Annotated in this window: 13 protein-coding genes and 1 other annotated feature; of the genes, 7 read left to right on the forward strand and 6 right to left on the reverse strand. The window is 43.7% G+C overall.

The window, feature by feature from the left end; all coding sequences use genetic code 11:
• Window positions 1–576 precede the first annotated feature (576 nt).
• The 3 genes from clpB to rluD all read right to left on the reverse strand — a co-directional run bounded on the left by clpB (window position 577) and on the right by rluD (window position 4,937).
• Window positions 577–3,150: an ATP-dependent chaperone ClpB gene (gene clpB / locus ACE1OE_RS13490; RefSeq protein WP_449211391.1), complete on the reverse strand. Its 2,574-nt coding sequence runs from the start codon at window positions 3,148–3,150 to the stop codon at window positions 577–579.
• Between the two features lie 84 nt (window positions 3,151–3,234).
• Window positions 3,235–3,963, reverse strand: coding sequence for a peptidoglycan editing factor PgeF (gene pgeF, locus ACE1OE_RS13495; protein WP_449211392.1), 729 nt, complete (start codon window positions 3,961–3,963; stop codon window positions 3,235–3,237).
• Window positions 3,963–4,937 (reverse strand): 23S rRNA pseudouridine(1911/1915/1917) synthase RluD, encoded by a 975-nt coding sequence (gene rluD, locus ACE1OE_RS13500; protein ID WP_102470283.1) that lies wholly within the window; start codon window positions 4,935–4,937, stop codon window positions 3,963–3,965. The genes pgeF and rluD overlap by 1 nt, the downstream gene beginning before the upstream one ends.
• Before the next feature lie 132 nt (window positions 4,938–5,069).
• Here rluD and ACE1OE_RS13505 point away from each other — a divergent pair, with 132 nt between their 5' ends.
• From ACE1OE_RS13505 to pheA, 4 genes are all read left to right on the forward strand, one after another.
• On the forward strand, window positions 5,070–5,795 hold the full coding sequence (locus ACE1OE_RS13505) for an outer membrane protein assembly factor BamD (RefSeq protein ID WP_372059741.1): 726 nt from the start codon (window positions 5,070–5,072) through the stop codon (window positions 5,793–5,795).
• A 153-nt stretch (window positions 5,796–5,948) separates the two neighbouring features.
• Window positions 5,949–7,361, forward strand: a complete 1,413-nt coding sequence (locus ACE1OE_RS13510) for a transglycosylase SLT domain-containing protein (protein WP_449211476.1) — start codon at window positions 5,949–5,951, stop codon at window positions 7,359–7,361.
• A 308-nt stretch (window positions 7,362–7,669) separates the two neighbouring features.
• The gene (gene hpf, locus ACE1OE_RS13515) at window positions 7,670–8,008 is read left to right on the forward strand and encodes a ribosome hibernation-promoting factor, HPF/YfiA family (RefSeq protein WP_102470281.1); all 339 of its coding nucleotides are present in this window, start codon (window positions 7,670–7,672) and stop codon (window positions 8,006–8,008) included.
• A gap of 111 nt (window positions 8,009–8,119) precedes the next feature.
• Window positions 8,120–8,240, forward strand: a sequence feature (Phe leader region).
• Between the two features lie 11 nt (window positions 8,241–8,251).
• Window positions 8,252–9,433, forward strand: coding sequence for a prephenate dehydratase (gene pheA / locus ACE1OE_RS13520; RefSeq protein ID WP_102470280.1), 1,182 nt, complete (start codon window positions 8,252–8,254; stop codon window positions 9,431–9,433).
• A 73-nt stretch (window positions 9,434–9,506) separates the two neighbouring features.
• Here pheA and ACE1OE_RS13525 read toward each other — a convergent pair whose 3' ends face one another.
• Window positions 9,507–10,160, reverse strand: a complete 654-nt coding sequence (locus tag ACE1OE_RS13525; RefSeq protein ID WP_372059746.1) for an OmpA family protein — start codon at window positions 10,158–10,160, stop codon at window positions 9,507–9,509.
• A gap of 192 nt (window positions 10,161–10,352) precedes the next feature.
• Here ACE1OE_RS13525 and yjjX point away from each other — a divergent pair, with 192 nt between their 5' ends.
• Window positions 10,353–10,874 carry an inosine/xanthosine triphosphatase gene (gene yjjX, locus ACE1OE_RS13530; protein WP_449211393.1) on the forward strand — a complete coding sequence of 174 codons (522 nt, stop codon included), beginning with the start codon at window positions 10,353–10,355 and terminating at the stop codon, window positions 10,872–10,874.
• A gap of 117 nt (window positions 10,875–10,991) precedes the next feature.
• On the opposite strand, the gene trpR is transcribed toward yjjX, so the two are convergent.
• Together trpR and sltY are read right to left on the reverse strand one after the other, a co-directional pair.
• On the reverse strand, window positions 10,992–11,279 hold the full coding sequence (gene trpR, locus ACE1OE_RS13535) for a trp operon repressor (RefSeq protein WP_372059739.1): 288 nt from the start codon (window positions 11,277–11,279) through the stop codon (window positions 10,992–10,994).
• Between the two features lie 70 nt (window positions 11,280–11,349).
• On the reverse strand, window positions 11,350–13,290 hold the full coding sequence (gene sltY / locus ACE1OE_RS13540; RefSeq protein WP_449211394.1) for a murein transglycosylase: 1,941 nt from the start codon (window positions 13,288–13,290) through the stop codon (window positions 11,350–11,352).
• 304 nt (window positions 13,291–13,594) lie between these two features.
• Between sltY and ettA the strand changes: the two genes are divergently transcribed.
• Both ettA and ACE1OE_RS13550 read left to right on the forward strand, forming a co-directional pair.
• Entirely contained in the window at window positions 13,595–15,262 is a 1,668-nt protein-coding gene (ettA, locus tag ACE1OE_RS13545; protein ID WP_102469949.1) for an energy-dependent translational throttle protein EttA, read from the forward strand.
• A 144-nt stretch (window positions 15,263–15,406) separates the two neighbouring features.
• A complete protein-coding gene (locus tag ACE1OE_RS13550) occupies window positions 15,407–16,438 on the forward strand; it encodes a M23 family metallopeptidase (protein ID WP_102469948.1) in 1,032 nt (343 codons plus the stop codon).
• Window positions 16,439–16,516: the final 78 nt, after the last annotated feature.

Below are 16,516 nucleotides of genomic sequence, written 5' to 3' on the forward strand. Positions count from 1 at the left end.
TAAGATTTTGTCGGCTCAATGAATACTGACTTCAAAACTGTCCCTTACTTAAAAAGTAAGAAGTAATTTTAAAGCTATTATCGTTCCAACAGAACGATAATGATTGTTGACTGTGTGACAGCAAGCGAGCTCACTACCCTTAGGTCACGTGTTCATTGAAAACCATTTTACTTCCGAAGAAGTGTTCGTTTCTACTTTGCAGCAGAAGCAAACGTAATGATTATCATCAACAAGTGTCCACACAGATTGATATAGGTTTATATTGTTAAAGAGCTTGTTTCGAGCTTTACTCGAAACGGACGGCTATTTTAGCGAGTTAAGTTTCAGTGTCAAACACTTTTTTAAAACTAATTTCGTTTAGCTCATTGAGCTGAATAACCTTGCTGATTCGTTCTTGGTTTCTAACAACCTTTCCCGTCTCAGTGGGGTCGCATTATAGAGAACGAATTATTCTTGGCAAGTGTTAAATCACATAAAAACAGCACTTCCATACCGTTCGAACACAAATCAAACAAAGCGTCTATTAAAGACACAAAAAAGGAGGCTGACGCCTCCTTTTTGCATTCCAAAACCAAATTATTGGCTTGCAACAACCTTATCATTACTGACAATGAGTCTTATCGGTTTAGATGGATCTACTTTACCGGCTAGTATTTCTTTTGCTAGCGGGTTCTCAACACTTTGCTGAATCGCCCTTTTTAACGGTCTAGCGCCATACACAGGATCAAAACCGACCTTAGCGATAAATTCTAGCGCTTGCTCAGAAACGGACAACTGATAACCCGAGTCTTCCATGCGCTGTCCTAAACGTTGTAACTGAATATCTGCGATAGATTCTATATGCTTCGCGCCCAGCGGATGAAATACAACGCTCTCATCGACTCGGTTTAAAAATTCAGGTCTAAAGTGGGATGTCACCACTTCCATAACTTCTCTTTTTATTCCTTCGTAGTCTAATACAGCGAAGTTCTCTTGTATTTTAGAAGACCCTAAATTTGAAGTCATAATGACGACAGTATTACGAAAGTCGACAGTTCGCCCTTGTCCATCGGTTAAGCGACCATCATCTAACACCTGCAGCAAGATATTAAACACGTCTGGGTGCGCTTTCTCTATTTCATCAAGTAAAATCACTGAGTACGGCTTTCTTCTCACCGCCTCCGTGAGATACCCCCCCTCTTCATAGCCAACATAACCAGGAGGGGCACCGACTAGGCGAGCAACCGAATGTTTTTCCATAAACTCTGACATGTCGATGCGGATCATTGCGTCTTCGCTATCAAACATAAAATTCGCTAACGTTTTACAAAGCTCTGTTTTCCCTACTCCTGTTGGACCCAAAAACATAAAAGAACCGATCGGCTTATTGGGATCAGATAAACCCGCTCTGCTACGGCGAATCGCATCAGATACAACCTCAACCGCTTCAGCTTGGCCAATCACTCGCTTATGCAGTACTGCTTCCATTTGGAGTAGCTTATCTTTTTCCGCTTCCAGCATTTTTGAAACTGGTATTCCTGTTTGCTTTGAAAGCACTTCGGCAATCTCAGCGTCGGTGACTTTATTACGTAACAGGCTCATCTCTTGCATTTCAGCTTGCGTAGCCAAGTCGAGTTGCTTTTCTAATTCGGGGATTCGTCCGTATTGCAGTTCGGACATTCGATTGAGATCACCCGCTCGTCTTGCTACGTCCATATCCATACGAGCTTGCTCTAGCTCAGTTTTTATATGTTGAGTACCGGACAGTGCCGCTTTTTCTGCGTTCCAGACTTCGTCAAGTTCGGCATATTCTCGTTCTTTTGCGAGTAGCTCAGTGTTTAAAATGCCGAGTCGCTTTTCGCTTGCATCATCTTGTTCATTCTTCAGAGCCTGCTGTTCAATCTTAAGTTGAATGATTCTACGCTCTAATTTATCTAGTGATTCTGGCTTTGAATCGATCTGCAACCGAATACTTGATGCCGCTTCATCAATAAGATCGATAGCTTTGTCTGGTAATTGTCGATCCGTTATATAGCGATGAGAAAGGCTCGCGGCTGCGACGATAGCTGGGTCAGTAATCTCAACATGGTGGTGCAGTTCATAGCGCTCTTTCAAGCCACGTAGAATTGCAACGGTGTCCTCAACCGATGGTTCATCAACAATGACCTTTTGAAAGCGTCTTTCTAACGCTGCATCTTTCTCGATGTATTTCCTGTACTCATCTAGAGTGGTTGCCCCGACGCAATGTAGGTCACCTCGAGCCAAGGCTGGTTTCAGCATATTGCCAGCATCCATCGCCCCTTCACCTTTACCCGCTCCTACCATCGTGTGCAGTTCATCGATAAAGAGAATGATATTGCCTTCTTCTTTTGCTAGCTCGTTAAGGACAGACTTTAAACGCTCCTCAAATTCACCTCGGTATTTAGCGCCTGCTACAAGCGACCCCATATCAAGAGAAAGGACACGACGCCCTCTTAGCCCTTCAGGAACTTCGTTATTGATAATGCGCTGGGCGAGCCCTTCAACAATGGCCGTTTTTCCCACGCCTGGCTCACCTATAATGACAGGGTTATTTTTGGTACGCCTCTGTAGTACCTGAATCGTGCGGCGTATCTCATCATCTCGGCCAATAACCGGATCGAGCTTTCCTTGTTCTGCAAGTTCAGTCAGATCGATGGTAAATTTTTCGAGTGCTTGTCGTTTCTCTTCAGCGTTAGGATCATCAACTTTCTGACCACCTCTGATCTGTTCGATAGCTTGATTAATTTTAGCTTCCGTTAGACCCACCTTTTTAAGCAATTGACCAAGAGGTCCCTTGTCATCAATGGCTGCAAGTAGGAATATTTCAGATGAGATATACGAATCTTGTCGTTTTTGTGCAACCTTGTCGCATAAATTAAATAGCTTACCCATTGCACTTGAAAGCTGAACATCCCCACCAACCCCAGTGACTTTAGGAAGCTTATCTAACAATTCGCCTAATTTTGAGCGCAACTGCACCGCATCGACATTCAGCATGGTAAGCAGTGGACGAATGGAGCTACCTTGCTGATTGAGTAACGCAACCATCAGGTGGACAGGTTCAATATATTGATGGTCTCGGCCTAGGGCGAGAGATTGGGCATCAGAAATAGCGATTTGAAATTTGCTAGTAAAACGGTCAAGGCGCATAACAACCCCCTTAAATGACATACGATGTTATATGCAAATAAGATGGTTACGCGGTGAGCATTTTTCAAGATAAAGGGATAAAAATCAGCGCTGCATCCAGATAAAACTTGCCATACGTCCCGTTTGGCCATCACGACGGTAGGAAAAAAAACGCTGCGGGTCTGAATAGGTGCATAACGCACTTTGCGTAATGTCTGTTACACCCGATTGTTCAAGCTTTAATTGAGCAATAAAAGCGAGATCGGCTAGCCATTTATCTGAGGAAGGCTTGGCTTTAAATGCTTGTTCTAATCGCGAGTCTTTCCCACAAAAAATGGCTTTAACTTCACCGCCTATTTCAAAAGCATCGTAACCAATGGCGGGTCCAATCCAAGCTTGTAGTTCACCCGAAAAGCATTTAAGCGTATTTTCGACAATCCCATCCGCCAAACCTCGCCAACCCGCATGAATCGCAGCGATCTCTTGGCCATCCTTAGAGGCAATGAGAATAGGCAAACAATCCGCTGTCATCGCTGACAATACAATATTGGCGTGTTGTGTATACGCAGCATCAGCATCAACAATTTGATCGGTGATGTCAGTGATGATTGCCACATTTGTAGAGTGTGTTTGATTTAACCAGATAGGAGAAGAAGGCATGGCTGCCTTCTCTTTCAGTATTTGCCGGTTCAACGCAACATGGTCTGCGCTGTCACCAACATGAGTACCGATGTTCAGTCCATCATAAGGTGCCTGGGAGACACCTTGCTCTCTTGTTGAGGTCACAGAACTGATATTTGGATTTGTCACCCATGTTGGTACAAGAAGAGACACTAGTAGTCTTCTTCCTTGTTCAGCTTTGCATCTTCTCTTAACGCCTCGGTCATGACCACCATATCTTGGGGAATAGGAGCATGGAACTCCATCTCTTCTCCCGTAGTAGGGTGAGCAAATCTCAGCATAACAGCGTGAAGAGCCTGACGATCAAACGCACGAATCATTGTCGTTAATTCTTCGCTCGCTCCTCTTGGGATGCGCGCACGACCACCGTAGGCAGTATCGCCTAAAAGAGGGTGCTGCAGGTACGACATATGCACACGAATTTGGTGCGTACGACCTGTCTCTAGACGCAATCGAAGCCTTGTATGCTCACGAAAGTGTTCTGCCACACGGTAATGAGTCACCGCAGGTTTGCCTAACTCATTTACAGCCATCAATACACGTTTTGTTGCATGGCGGCTAATGCCTTTGTCAACCAGTCCACCAGCCGTCATTTTACCAATAGCAATGGCTTCATATTCACGTGTGATATTACGCTTTTGCAACGCACGCACTAAACGAGTTTGAGCTGGTACCGTTTTGGCAACCACCATAAGACCCGTCGTGTCTTTATCCAAACGATGCACAATACCTGCGCGTGGGACTTCTGCAATTGCTGGGTAATGATACAATAATGCATTAAGTACCGTACTATCGGGTGTCCCTGCCCCTGGGTGAACAACGAAATCTCTTGGCTTATTGATCACAATGATGTCATCATCTTCAAACACGATATCAAGAGGAATGTCTTGCGCGATAAAACGCTCTTCATCTTCTAATTCGGCTTGGATTGTGATTAACTCACCACCCATCATTTTGGTTCGGGGCTTGGTGATAACCTCTCCGTTAACGGAGATTTTTCCTGCTACTAACCACTCTTTTAAGCGTGAGCGAGAAAAATCTGTGAATAATTCAGCAACAGCTTGGTCTAATCTTTGACCTAACTGGCTGTCTTTTATTGTATTTGTTAATTCAATCTGCTGAGCCATATCGAACTTTTTAAAAAACCTTGGGACTAAGTAACCACGAGTGTGGATAATGTATCCCAACATTGTATCTGTTACTTGACTGAAAAGTAATGGAGACTGAAAAATATTTATGTCAAGGAATCTCGTTTTAGTATGAAACTGCTTAAACTGACAAGCTTATTATCGCTAGTTTTGTTGTTTGGTTGTGCTGACAAAGAAGTCACCGTTCCAGATGTCCCGCCGTCACAACTCTATTCTGAAGCACAAGATTCGCTGCGAAGTGGTAACTGGTCTTCAGCTATTGAACGTTTAGAAGCGCTTGACTCCCGCTACCCATTTGGTGCGTACACTGAACAAGTTCAACTTGATCTTATCTACGCTTACTACAAAAATGACGACCTAGCTCTGGGGCTTGCGACGATTGAACGTTTCTCACGCTTAAACCCAACGCACAATCGCTCAGATTGGGTGTTGTACATGCGCGGGTTAACCCATATGGCTCAAGATCGAAATTTCATGCATGACATATTCAGTATTGATCGCTCAGATCGCGATCCTGAGCCTGTCAAAGCTGCTTTCTCTGATTTTGACCGCCTGCTCAAACGCTACCCAGGTAGTGCTTATGCTGAAGACGCGCAAAAACGAATGGTTGCATTAAAAAATAGATTGGCAAAATATGACCTTGCGACTGCCGATTTCTATCTTCGTCGCGAGGCGTGGATTGCAGCAATCAACCGCTCACAAGAGATACAAAAGACCTTCCCCGACACTGAGGCAGCTCGGCTATCACTGGATATCCAAAAACAAGCCTATGAAAAACTCGGGATGGAAGATCAAGTGAAACGAACGGAAACGTTGATGGAGTTAAATCCTCGATAAATCACGGTTAGTTAACTTTTTTCACTATGAACGCTGCCAATTGTGCAGCGTTTTTTTTGTTTATAAATTGGCAACTTATCCCATTCATTTATATATTTACCTTTAACACAGTAGTAACAAGGGTAGTATGTGAAAACATTTATATTATGTTTGATGATGGCTTTCACTAGCTTGTCATCCGTTGCTTTGGAACTAACGCCATTAAGTAACGAGCCTTATAAGGGCGATTTAGACAAGTTAACAGAGCGAGGCGTATTAAGGGTTCTCGTCGCCGCGGATCTCGGCTTCTATTATATTGAAAAGGGGCAGCCCAAGGGTATTGGCGCTGAACAACTGCATCACTTCGAAAAAGAGCTTAAGAAAAAACACCGTCATTTAAAAGTTCAAGTAATCCCAGTACCAAGAGACGACCTAATTCCGTCACTCATTCGAGGTTATGGAGACTTGGTCATAGCGAATCTAACCGTCACTGAACGCCGAGAGCAAGTCATTGAGTTTAGTAACCCGATTCTTACCAACATCGACGAACTGGTTATCACTGCAAAAGACTACCCAAAGCTAAATTCTATAGAGCAACTGAGTGGCAAAGAAGTGTGGGTAAGGGCAAGCTCGAGCTACTTTGAAAGCTTACAAGCGCTCAATAAAAAGCTAACCGATAACAACAAGCCACCAGTCTTTGTGCAATACCTAGAAGAAACACTACAGGATTACGAACTGATTGAAATGGTAAAGCAAGGCTATATCGGCGCCACGATTCTTGATAGTCATAAAGCGGAATTTTGGCATAAAACAGATAAGAACCTTAATGTTCATTTCGATCTTCCGTTTAGAACCGGAGGAGAAATCGCGTGGGCAATGAGAAAAGATTCTCCAGTACTGGCTAAACAAGTAAATAGCTACATCAAGACAGCGAAGGCTGGGACTTTGCTCGGTAACGTCATCTACAACAAATATCTGGACAATATCTCTTGGTTTGCTCGGGCCCTAGACCCAGAAAAACTCAAACGCCTAAATAGCACTGCAGAACTCTTTAAAAAATATGGCGATCAGTATGATTTTGATTTTCTAATGATAGCGGCACAGGCCTTTCAAGAATCTAAACTCGACCAGAGAAAAGTCTCCCCCAAAGGCGCAGTAGGTATTATGCAAGTACTGCCAAGTACCGCTCGTGACCGTAACGTGAATATCAAAAACATTCATTTAGTCGAGAATAACGTCCATGCTGGCGTTAAGTATCTGCGTTTTATTCGAGATCGATATTTCAACGACGAGAGCATCAGCGAAAAAGACAAAGTCTACCTATCACTTGCTGCCTATAATGCAGGACCAGCTAACATATCCAAAATGCGACGACTCGCGACTAAGCATGGTTACGATGCCAATGTATGGTTTGGGAACGTTGAACTTATGGCTCGAAGGAATATCAGTTCAGAGCCTGTTACTTACGTCATGAACATCAATAGATACTTCGTCATATATAAGCAACTCGAATCACTACAACAAGTTCGAGAGGAACAGCAAGCACAAAACACAGACGTGCCATTTTACAAAATATTGAACGACTAGAATATCAAAATAGATAAAGGTGATATTGATCACACATTGGCGGAGTATGTTTTTTGAGCAAGGTATTATCGAGGCCGTAAAAAGCCTCCAAAAACAGTGTATTTTCAGCCTATTACCCTTTCAAATCTAAAGACTTTCAGGAAGGAATAAAAGGATTTCAACAAGTCAGAACTCATATCTTTGCGTTAGATCACATTTACTTTCTATCAATGAACACTCAATCACTTTAGTGATGTAGATCACATTTATTTCACTGTGAGCGAGTAATCTGAAGTTAACCCATAAGGGATGTCACAGAGGAAAAACATATGAGAATAAACATCACAGGCAAGAATATTGAGATTACCTCTGCAATCCGTGAACATATTGAAAGTAAGTTTAAAAAACTTGAAAAATGGCAAGTCGATATCATTAGCTGCCAAACCGCGTTTAGCGAAGAACCGAACAAACAAATGAAGTTTGAAGCATCCATTACGGTACCCAAAGGAAAATTGGTGGCATCCGCTTCGAACGAAGACCTTTATACTGCGGTTAATGAAGTAGAACAAAAACTTGAACGACAATTAAATAAGCTACGTCATAAACCGGAAGCTCGTCGCTCTGAGAAACTCGAATTCGAAGAAGAGATTGAAGCTGAGGTTGAATAACCTGCTCTCATTTCTTTACGATAGCGCCTAACGGCGCTATTTTTTTGCTTGACGGTCTATCCCCGCTTGCTTATTGTGGGGTTGGGTTCAACATAAAGTACTTCTCATAATGCTAATAACATCTCCGTTCTTTTTTGACTTTTTTTTCCTCCACTAACTTGGGGGCATCGTCGTTTACGAAAGAAAAATCAAAAACGAACGGAAAGCCTCCCAAACGGGAGGCTTTTTTATAAGGATAATTCGATGACCAATACTAAATATTCTCTTGATGAGATTCGATTACGTCTAAATGAGCTAGACGACCAATTACTGCAACTTCTATCTGAGCGTCGTCAGCTCAGTATTGAGGTTGCCAAGAGTAAAGTTCAAACATCGAAACCCGTGCGCGATGCCTCTCGCGAACAACAGTTACTCGTTAAACTCATTAATAACGGCAAAGAGAAATACCAGCTCGATGCACCTTATATCACCAAAATTTTTCATACCATCATTGAAGACTCCGTGTTACTTCAGCAGGTTTATTTACAGAACTTAGCTAACCCACAACAAAGCCGTAAGCCACTCGCTCGAGTAGCGTTCTTAGGCTCAAAAGGCTCATATTCACACCTAGCAAGTCGTGAGTATTTTTCACGTAAAAATACCGAACTGATTGAACTGAATTGCGATCAATTCAAAGAAGTGACGAAAACCGTGGAATCAGGGCATGCTGACTACGGTGTTTTACCGATTGAAAATACGAGTTCGGGCTCCATTAACGAAGTCTTTGATCTCCTTCAACACACAACATTGCATATCGTTGGTGAATTAACTCAGCCTATCGACCACTGTCTCGTTGCCACAAAAGAGATACAGCTAGAGAACATTAAAACCTTATATTCTCACCCGCAGCCCCATCAACAATGCAGTGAATTCCTAAGTCGGTTGTCAGGTGTGGCTTTAGAGTCCTGTGCGAGTACCGCAGATGCGATGCAGAAAGTCCAAGAACTGAACCGAGATGATGTCGCCGCTATCGGCCATGCCTCAAGCGGTAAACTCTATGGCTTGCAATCTATCCAAAGTGACATTGCTAACCAAACAGAAAACCACACTCGTTTCATTATCGTGGCAAGAAAGCCTGTTGAGGTATCCACTCAAATACCGGCGAAAACGACATTTATCATGTCAACCTCTCAAGATGCAGGTTCTCTGGTCGAAACCTTGCTGGTTCTACAACGTTATGGCATCAACATGACGAAGCTTGAATCTCGCCCAATTATGGGTAACCCTTGGGAGGAGATGTTTTACGTCGACGTAGAAGCACATAAAGATTCAGAACCCATGCAATTGGCAATACAAGAGTTAATTAAGATCACCAAGTACCTAAAAGTATTGGGTTGCTACCCTATTGATAACGTCAAACCCGTTATTCCTGATTTGAGTGAATAGCAAAAAGCCCCAGCAATTACGCTGGGGCTTTTTATGACCTATCATCTCTCTATGTCAGCAGAGACTTGTCGGGCTAAGTCAACGGCATAATCTTTATCTCAACACGTCGATTACATTTTCGACCTTCCGGTGTTGAGTTAGCGCAAATTGGGAATCGCTCACCATTCCCGCGAGCAACAGCTCGGCCTGCAGCAACATCTTGGCTAACTAAAAACGAACGCACTTGTTCTGCTCGTTTCTCTGACAATTCTTGATTATATTGAGCATCACCAGAGCTATCCGTAAAGCCATCAATGACTAAGCTCGTATCAGGGTATTCCACCAATATGCGGGCAACGCCTTTTAGTGAGCGGTTAATGCTGCTGTTGAGTGTGTAAGAGTTACTATTAAAACCAATCCCATTTTCCAATCGAAGCACGAGCTGGTTGTCACCCACTCTTTCTACTTGCACCCCAGAATTGAGAAGTTCTTGGCGCAACGCTTTTTCTTGTTGATCCAAATAGTACCCAGTCCCACCACCAAGGGCAGCGCCACTTGCCGCTCCCAATAAAATGCCGCGACCATCGCCACCAGAAGCAATACCCACAGCCGTTCCTGCTATTGCCCCAATCACCGCCCCTTTGGTCGCTGAATTCGTTTCATACTCACCCGTTGTTGCATTTTGGCGCTGCGTGGCTTGGCAGCCTGCTAATGTAACTAGACCCACTACTACGGCTATTTTTTTTATTTTCATTTCCATGATCTCTTTGTTCGAACAACTCACCATTTTACAGGATGATATTCCATATGGTAAAATTATTGTTATAAATCTTTCCCGATTCTTGACAAGAATAATGTTGCTCGAGAATTAAATGACATGGCTACGGAAGCTTTACGTTAGAATTGAGTTTGTTATCTAAGGTAATTGGAATCTATTGCTATGAAGAAAGTGATTATCGCCTCGCTAAATCCAGCTAAGATCAACGCAGTTAAGAGCGCGTTTGAGTCTACTTTCCCCACCCAGAGTTTTGAGTTTCAGGGGGTTAATGTTGCGAGCAACGTACCCGATCAACCGATGAACAATGACGAAACCTTACTAGGCGCTAGAAACCGTGTCGGCAATGCTCAGCATGCACTAAAAGACGCAGATTATTATGTAGGTATTGAAGCGGGATTAGATGGTGACTCAACGTTCGCATGGATGGTCATTGAATCGAATGGTATTGTCGGACAGTCAAGAAGTGCCAGTTTAATGTTGCCGCCTGCTGTTATCACTCAACTCGCTCCAGACGTTGAACTAGGTGACGTAATGGATTTAACCTTTGGTACCGACAACATCAAGCAAAAAGGCGGAGCAATTGCATTGCTAACCGCCCATCAGTTGACTCGTAGTTCGGTGTACCAGCAGGCATTAATACTCGCACTAATACCGTTCATTAACCCTCAGCACTTCCCTGGATAATTCTACCAGCCCGTGTGTGAACCCTTTGCACAGTCGACCAAATCAATGGCTGTTATCCGCTACGTAATAGCAGCTTAGTAAAAACGTACTTGAGTAATACGTTATTTGAGTAATACGTTATTTGAGTAACAAGTCACTGAGCGATAATTTATTCTCATCGCTCAGGCGCTTCACTTCAGCAGAACCCCGAGTAATTGTTGCGACTCCCACGCCAAGCATCTGACTGATCTGCCGCTGTGATAACTCACCCTTGAGTAATTCACATAAAATATTTACTCGCGCCGTTACTGCTTCCCGTTCGTCTGGAGTAAGCAGCATCGTCAGCAATGCCGCTTGTTGATCTGCTCCATCGGTTCTTTGAATGAGGTCGAGCACTTGTTGCCAGTCTTGATATTGAGGTTCCATTCACTTTTCCATCAGAAACATTCCTTTCGTATTTTAACCTCAAGAAGAAGGTAAATGGTAGCCCAGTCATTTAGTATCGACGATTCGCTTCCTCTGTCGTCAAAAAGCTGCCCTCTATCCCCAGTCGATCTCGATAGTACGTCTGAAACATCAAAATATTTTGCACGTAGCCACGAGTCTCCTTAAACGGGATGGTCTCAATAAAAGCAAAAACATCGAGTTGCTCGTCAGAACGTTGACGCCAGCGTTTGACTCTATTTGGCCCTGCATTGTACGCAGCAAAGGCAAAGATACGATTATTATCATAGTCGCCTAACAAACCATTCAAGTAATGCGAGCCTATTTCTATGTTTTTACCCACGTTATAAAGCTCTTTAGAGCTGCTGTATGAAATCTTATACTTCTTAGCCGTATATTTTGCTGTAGCTGGCATAATCTGCATAACACCTCGCGCCCCTACTGGTGAGCGAGCCTCTACATCCATGGCACTTTCTTGTCTCGCCAAAGCCATCATCATCATGCTATCGAGGCCGAGCTCCTTAGCATAAAAATCAAACCACCAGCGATGGGCAATCGGGAATCGCAGGCTCATGTTGTCCCACATTTTTGCTGAGATAGTCGCAACAACGGTAAAATGATGCCAACCTTGCTGACCGGCATAAGCCGCAAGCATCGTTTTTTCATCTTTTGATACTCGAGATAATAAATAACGCCATTCCGATTTCGCAGCTGCTATTTTATCTCGAACCACCAATTCTTTAATACGAACCAAACTGTCTTCGTATGGTTCAAGCACGGCCGTATCAATAGTAACTCGAGATATTGGGTAGACAATTGAGTGCTCTAAATAAGTTGCAGCAGCGGCGCTATAGAAATTACGCTCACCAACCAGTCTTTGAAGGCGTTCTTCTCCCTGCTGCTGATTACCTGATTTAATCTCGACGCGAGCTATCCAGTACTGCCATCGACTACTGTCGCGCTTAGCCTGTGATAGCTTTCCAATCCAATCTAGCAATCCAGCCCAATCACTTTGTTGAATAGCAAGACGAGCACGCCGTTCAATATTAATATCATTGCTACTATTCGCCAGTACGCTATCTCGCCATTTGGCCTCAGATGAAGATTCGGTATTAATCAACCGCATCGCTAAGTAATCGGCCATAGACTGCTTGATTTCATTAGATATTTTTTCATTGGCATTGAGGGTTGGCCATATTGAATACGCTTGATCGCTATCAGAGCGTGCAAGCTTCTTGAAAGCCGACTCGATTAACTCACTTTTATAAGGTTCAGGAAAAGTGCTACCAATGAATGAGGTGACTTGTTGAGGCGAGGAAAAAAGTGTGCTGACCTGTTTTCCTTGTGCTTGACCTTGATTCGTTTTTAACTGTTTATTGAGGTATTTAATGAGCGAACCATTGCGCGATTGATAAGCGTAAGTCATGCGCTCAATGAGTCGTTCATCGGTGCGAAATCCAGCCTTTGTCCACTCTGAAAACAATGGATCACAAGCGTCTGATACGCTTTTACCACTTTTCCATAGCTCACCAGCCCCTTTAAACGCTTCCTCGTGGTTTCCTGTCTTTAATTGTGCGTAATGGTACAAACATTGATAGCGTTCTCCTTTTGGGTAGGTAGTTTGAAACTCTAAAAGTTCATCCCATTGCTTACGCTGAGCCAAACGGTCCAAATAAGGTGCTCTTACACGAGAAGAGAAAGGCAACGCTTGGTTGTCTGCCATAAACTGATTGACTTGAGCAACCGACTTATCACCTAGCTCAAGAGAAAACACTCGATTATCAATATAGGGTGTTAAGGGATAATCGGCAATTTGAGGGCGTAAACTCTGATACCCAGAAATATCCTTACGATCGATTAATGACTGCGCTTTGTCATAAATTGCTCTTTGTTTTTTAAGCTTTGCCTCTTCTTGCGCTTGAACGCTCCCTACACTGACTAAGCATGACAGTATCGCCGTCCATGCTAACTTAACCTTTCCTTGTCTGTTCATCTAACCCTACCCCTTAAAATTGTATAATGATGCGACCACTTGATCATTGTTGTTATTTTTATGTCGCTTTCTCAACGCACACTAAAGGCATGGTCAACTTTCAATTTAAGACGATATCACTGCTTATGCCAATCCATTTCTCATTAAGAATTTGTTTCCTTTTGCTTCAGTGCGGTAATTTTTCACCTAACCGTGCATAACCGAGCGAATGAGTGCACTTTGCCAGAGAAGGAAAATTGAAACGTAGTGACTGCGTAGTGTAAAATAACCGTTCTATTGACTTGAATATTAGGATCGAACGGTAATGGCTGAGTACGTCTATACCATGTCGCGAGTGAGCAAAATTGTGCCACCGAAGCGACAAATACTTAAGGATATCTCTTTAAGCTTCTTCCCTGGCGCTAAGATTGGCGTTTTAGGCCTTAACGGTTCAGGTAAATCTACCCTGCTTCGTATTATGGCGGGTCTTGATACAGACATCGACGGAGAAGCGCGTCCACAGCCAGGACTGAACGTTGGTTATCTTCCTCAAGAACCTCAACTCGACGAATCTAAAACGGTACGTGAGATCGTTGAAGAAGCCGTTGCAGATGTGGCAGGTGCGATGAAGCGCCTTGATGAAGTCTACGCAGCCTACGCAGAACCTGATGCGGATTTTGACGCCCTAGCGAAAGAACAAGGCGAGCTTGAAGGACTGATTCAAGCTAAAGATGGTCATAATCTAGAGAACACCCTTGAGCGAGCTGCAGATGCCCTTCGTTTACCAGAATGGGATGCAAAAGTTGAATTCCTCTCTGGTGGTGAGCGTCGTCGTGTGGCGATTTGTCGCCTGTTGCTTGAGCAACCAGACATGTTACTACTCGACGAGCCTACCAACCACTTGGACGCAGAATCTGTCGCGTGGCTAGAGCGCTTCCTTGTTGATTATACCGGCACTGTTGTGGCCATTACCCATGACCGTTATTTCTTAGATAACGCGGCGGGTTGGATTCTCGAGCTAGACCGAGGCGAAGGTATCCCTTGGGAAGGCAACTACACCTCATGGCTTGAACAAAAAGACGCCCGTCTTCAGCAAGAAGCCTCTCAAGAAAAAGCTCGTCAAAAAACCATTGAGAAAGAGCTGGAATGGGTTCGTCAAAATCCTAAAGGCCGCCAAGCTAAATCAAAAGCTCGTATGGCTCGCTTTGAAGAACTACAAAGTGGCGACCATCAGAAACGTAATGAAACTAACGAGCTATTCATCCCGCCAGGTGAGCGTTTAGGTGATAAAGTTCTGGATGTGACCAATCTAACAAAATCATTCGATGGTCGTGTTCTTATCGACGATCTATCGTTCAGCATCCCTAAGGGAGCGATTGTTGGCATCATCGGTGCCAACGGTGCGGGTAAATCTACCCTGTTCAAAATGCTCAGCGGTACCGAGCAGCCTGATTCAGGCACCATTGAACTTGGCGATACCGTTAAGCTAGCATCCGTTGAGCAATTCCGTGATTCAATGAACGATAAAAACTCTGTCTTCCAAGAAATCTCGGAAGGATCAGATATCATCAAGATAAATAACTTTGAGATCCAAGCCCGAGCATACTGCTCTCGCTTCAACTTCAAAGGCGCAGATCAACAAAAGATCATTGGCGACCTTTCGGGTGGTGAGCGTAACCGTGTTCATTTGGCGAAACTGCTTAAAGCGGGTGGCAACATGTTGCTACTCGATGAACCAACCAATGACCTTGATGTAGAAACCTTACGTGCGCTTGAAGAAGCCCTGCTTGAGTTCCCTGGTTGCGCCATGGTTATCTCGCATGACCGTTGGTTCTTAGACCGTATCGCAACCCACATCATCGACTATCGCGATGAAGGCCAAGTAAACTTCTATGAAGGTAACTACACCGAATACATGGAATGGTTGAAGAAAACCTTAGGCCCACAAGCCGCTGAACCACACCGTATTAAATATAAGCGCATCTCAAAATAATCATATGAATTTGAGATAAACTTGTTTTTTTACATCAGGCCGCTAATAATAGCGGCCTATTTTTTTGTGATTTACGTTCATATTCAGCGAAAATTAACAGAAAATTCACTCTATTTATAGAAATTAAGTAAACTGAACTGACTCATGCCAAATCAAATTAAGGTTGTGATACCAACCACGCAAGGAAAGGCGAAGAAGACGCTACGCTTAGGAAAAAAGCGAACCTACAGCACCCTTATGCTTGCCGCTGCACTCCCTGTTGCTCTTGGTTTAGTTGGGTATTCATTTACACAATCGCAGACACAGCTCAATTCAACGCAACACCAATTATCATCAACTGAGTTGTCACTATCAGATTTGCAACTTGAAAAAAGCGAACTTGAATCTCAACTTCAAGCCCAAGTCGACATTACTCATAACCTATCTCAAGAGCTAGAAGACAAACGAGACGAGCTGCAATTACTTGGAAAACGAGTTAACGACGTTGAGGCTGTCCTTGGCCTTGTTGATGAAGAACTCTACGATGCAGAGATGCCACTTGATGAGCGTATTGATGCCGCTGCCATAGATTCTGCGGTTCGAGCAACGATGTTTCGACTTATTCCTAACGACAGCCCAATGACGTATCAACGAATCTCGTCATCCTATGGCCGCCGTACCAACCCTATTTCTGGCAACCGCCAACTGCATGCGGGGATCGACCTCACATGCAAAACAGGTGAACAGATCTTAGCGCCAGCAGACGGTGTGATTGAAACCGTTCGCCCTAGCCGTCAAGGTTATGGTAATTACATGACAATACGTCACGCATTTGGTTTTATGAGCTCCTATGCTCATCTCAATAAATTCAAAGCAAAAAGTGGACAATTTGTTAGAAAAGGCGACGTGATTGCACAGTGTGGTAACAGCGGTAACTCTACCGGCCCACATCTACACTATGAGGTCCGTTTTTTAGGTCGTACGCTTAATCCACAGTACTTAATGGATTGGAGCCCAGAAAATTTCGATTACGTCTTTGAAAAAGAGAAAAAAGTCCAATGGGCCCCACTTGTCGACCTCATCACAAGTGTCGTGAAGTTGCAGATTAATCTGACGAATGCACCTTATGTAGATTCGTCGATAAAGACGGCGGGGAACGAAGAACTGCCCTCAACAGAAGATGCACATACGCATTAAAGCAATACCAAAAGCAATAAACTAATACCGAAGCAATAAAAAAACGCAGCCATTGGCTGCGTTTTTTTGATTATTAGT

The sequence above is a fragment of the Vibrio sp. E150_011 genome, assembly GCF_053544015.1.

Coding starts and splice junctions, on each gene's coding strand:
- ACE1OE_RS13550 (WP_102469948.1), top strand. CDS start 15,407: ATGCCAAATCAAATTAAGGTTGTGATACCAACCACGCAAGGAAAGGCG.
- clpB (WP_449211391.1), bottom strand. CDS start 3,150: ATGCGCCTTGACCGTTTTACTAGCAAATTTCAAATCGCTATTTCTGAT.
- trpR (WP_372059739.1), bottom strand. CDS start 11,279: ATGGAACCTCAATATCAAGACTGGCAACAAGTGCTCGACCTCATTCAA.
- rluD (WP_102470283.1), bottom strand. CDS start 4,937: ATGGCTCAGCAGATTGAATTAACAAATACAATAAAAGACAGCCAGTTA.
- ACE1OE_RS13510 (WP_449211476.1), top strand. CDS start 5,949: ATGATGGCTTTCACTAGCTTGTCATCCGTTGCTTTGGAACTAACGCCA.
- pheA (WP_102470280.1), top strand. CDS start 8,252: ATGACCAATACTAAATATTCTCTTGATGAGATTCGATTACGTCTAAAT.
- hpf (WP_102470281.1), top strand. CDS start 7,670: ATGAGAATAAACATCACAGGCAAGAATATTGAGATTACCTCTGCAATC.
- ACE1OE_RS13505 (WP_372059741.1), top strand. CDS start 5,070: ATGAAACTGCTTAAACTGACAAGCTTATTATCGCTAGTTTTGTTGTTT.
- yjjX (WP_449211393.1), top strand. CDS start 10,353: ATGAAGAAAGTGATTATCGCCTCGCTAAATCCAGCTAAGATCAACGCA.
- ettA (WP_102469949.1), top strand. CDS start 13,595: ATGGCTGAGTACGTCTATACCATGTCGCGAGTGAGCAAAATTGTGCCA.
- sltY (WP_449211394.1), bottom strand. CDS start 13,290: ATGAACAGACAAGGAAAGGTTAAGTTAGCATGGACGGCGATACTGTCA.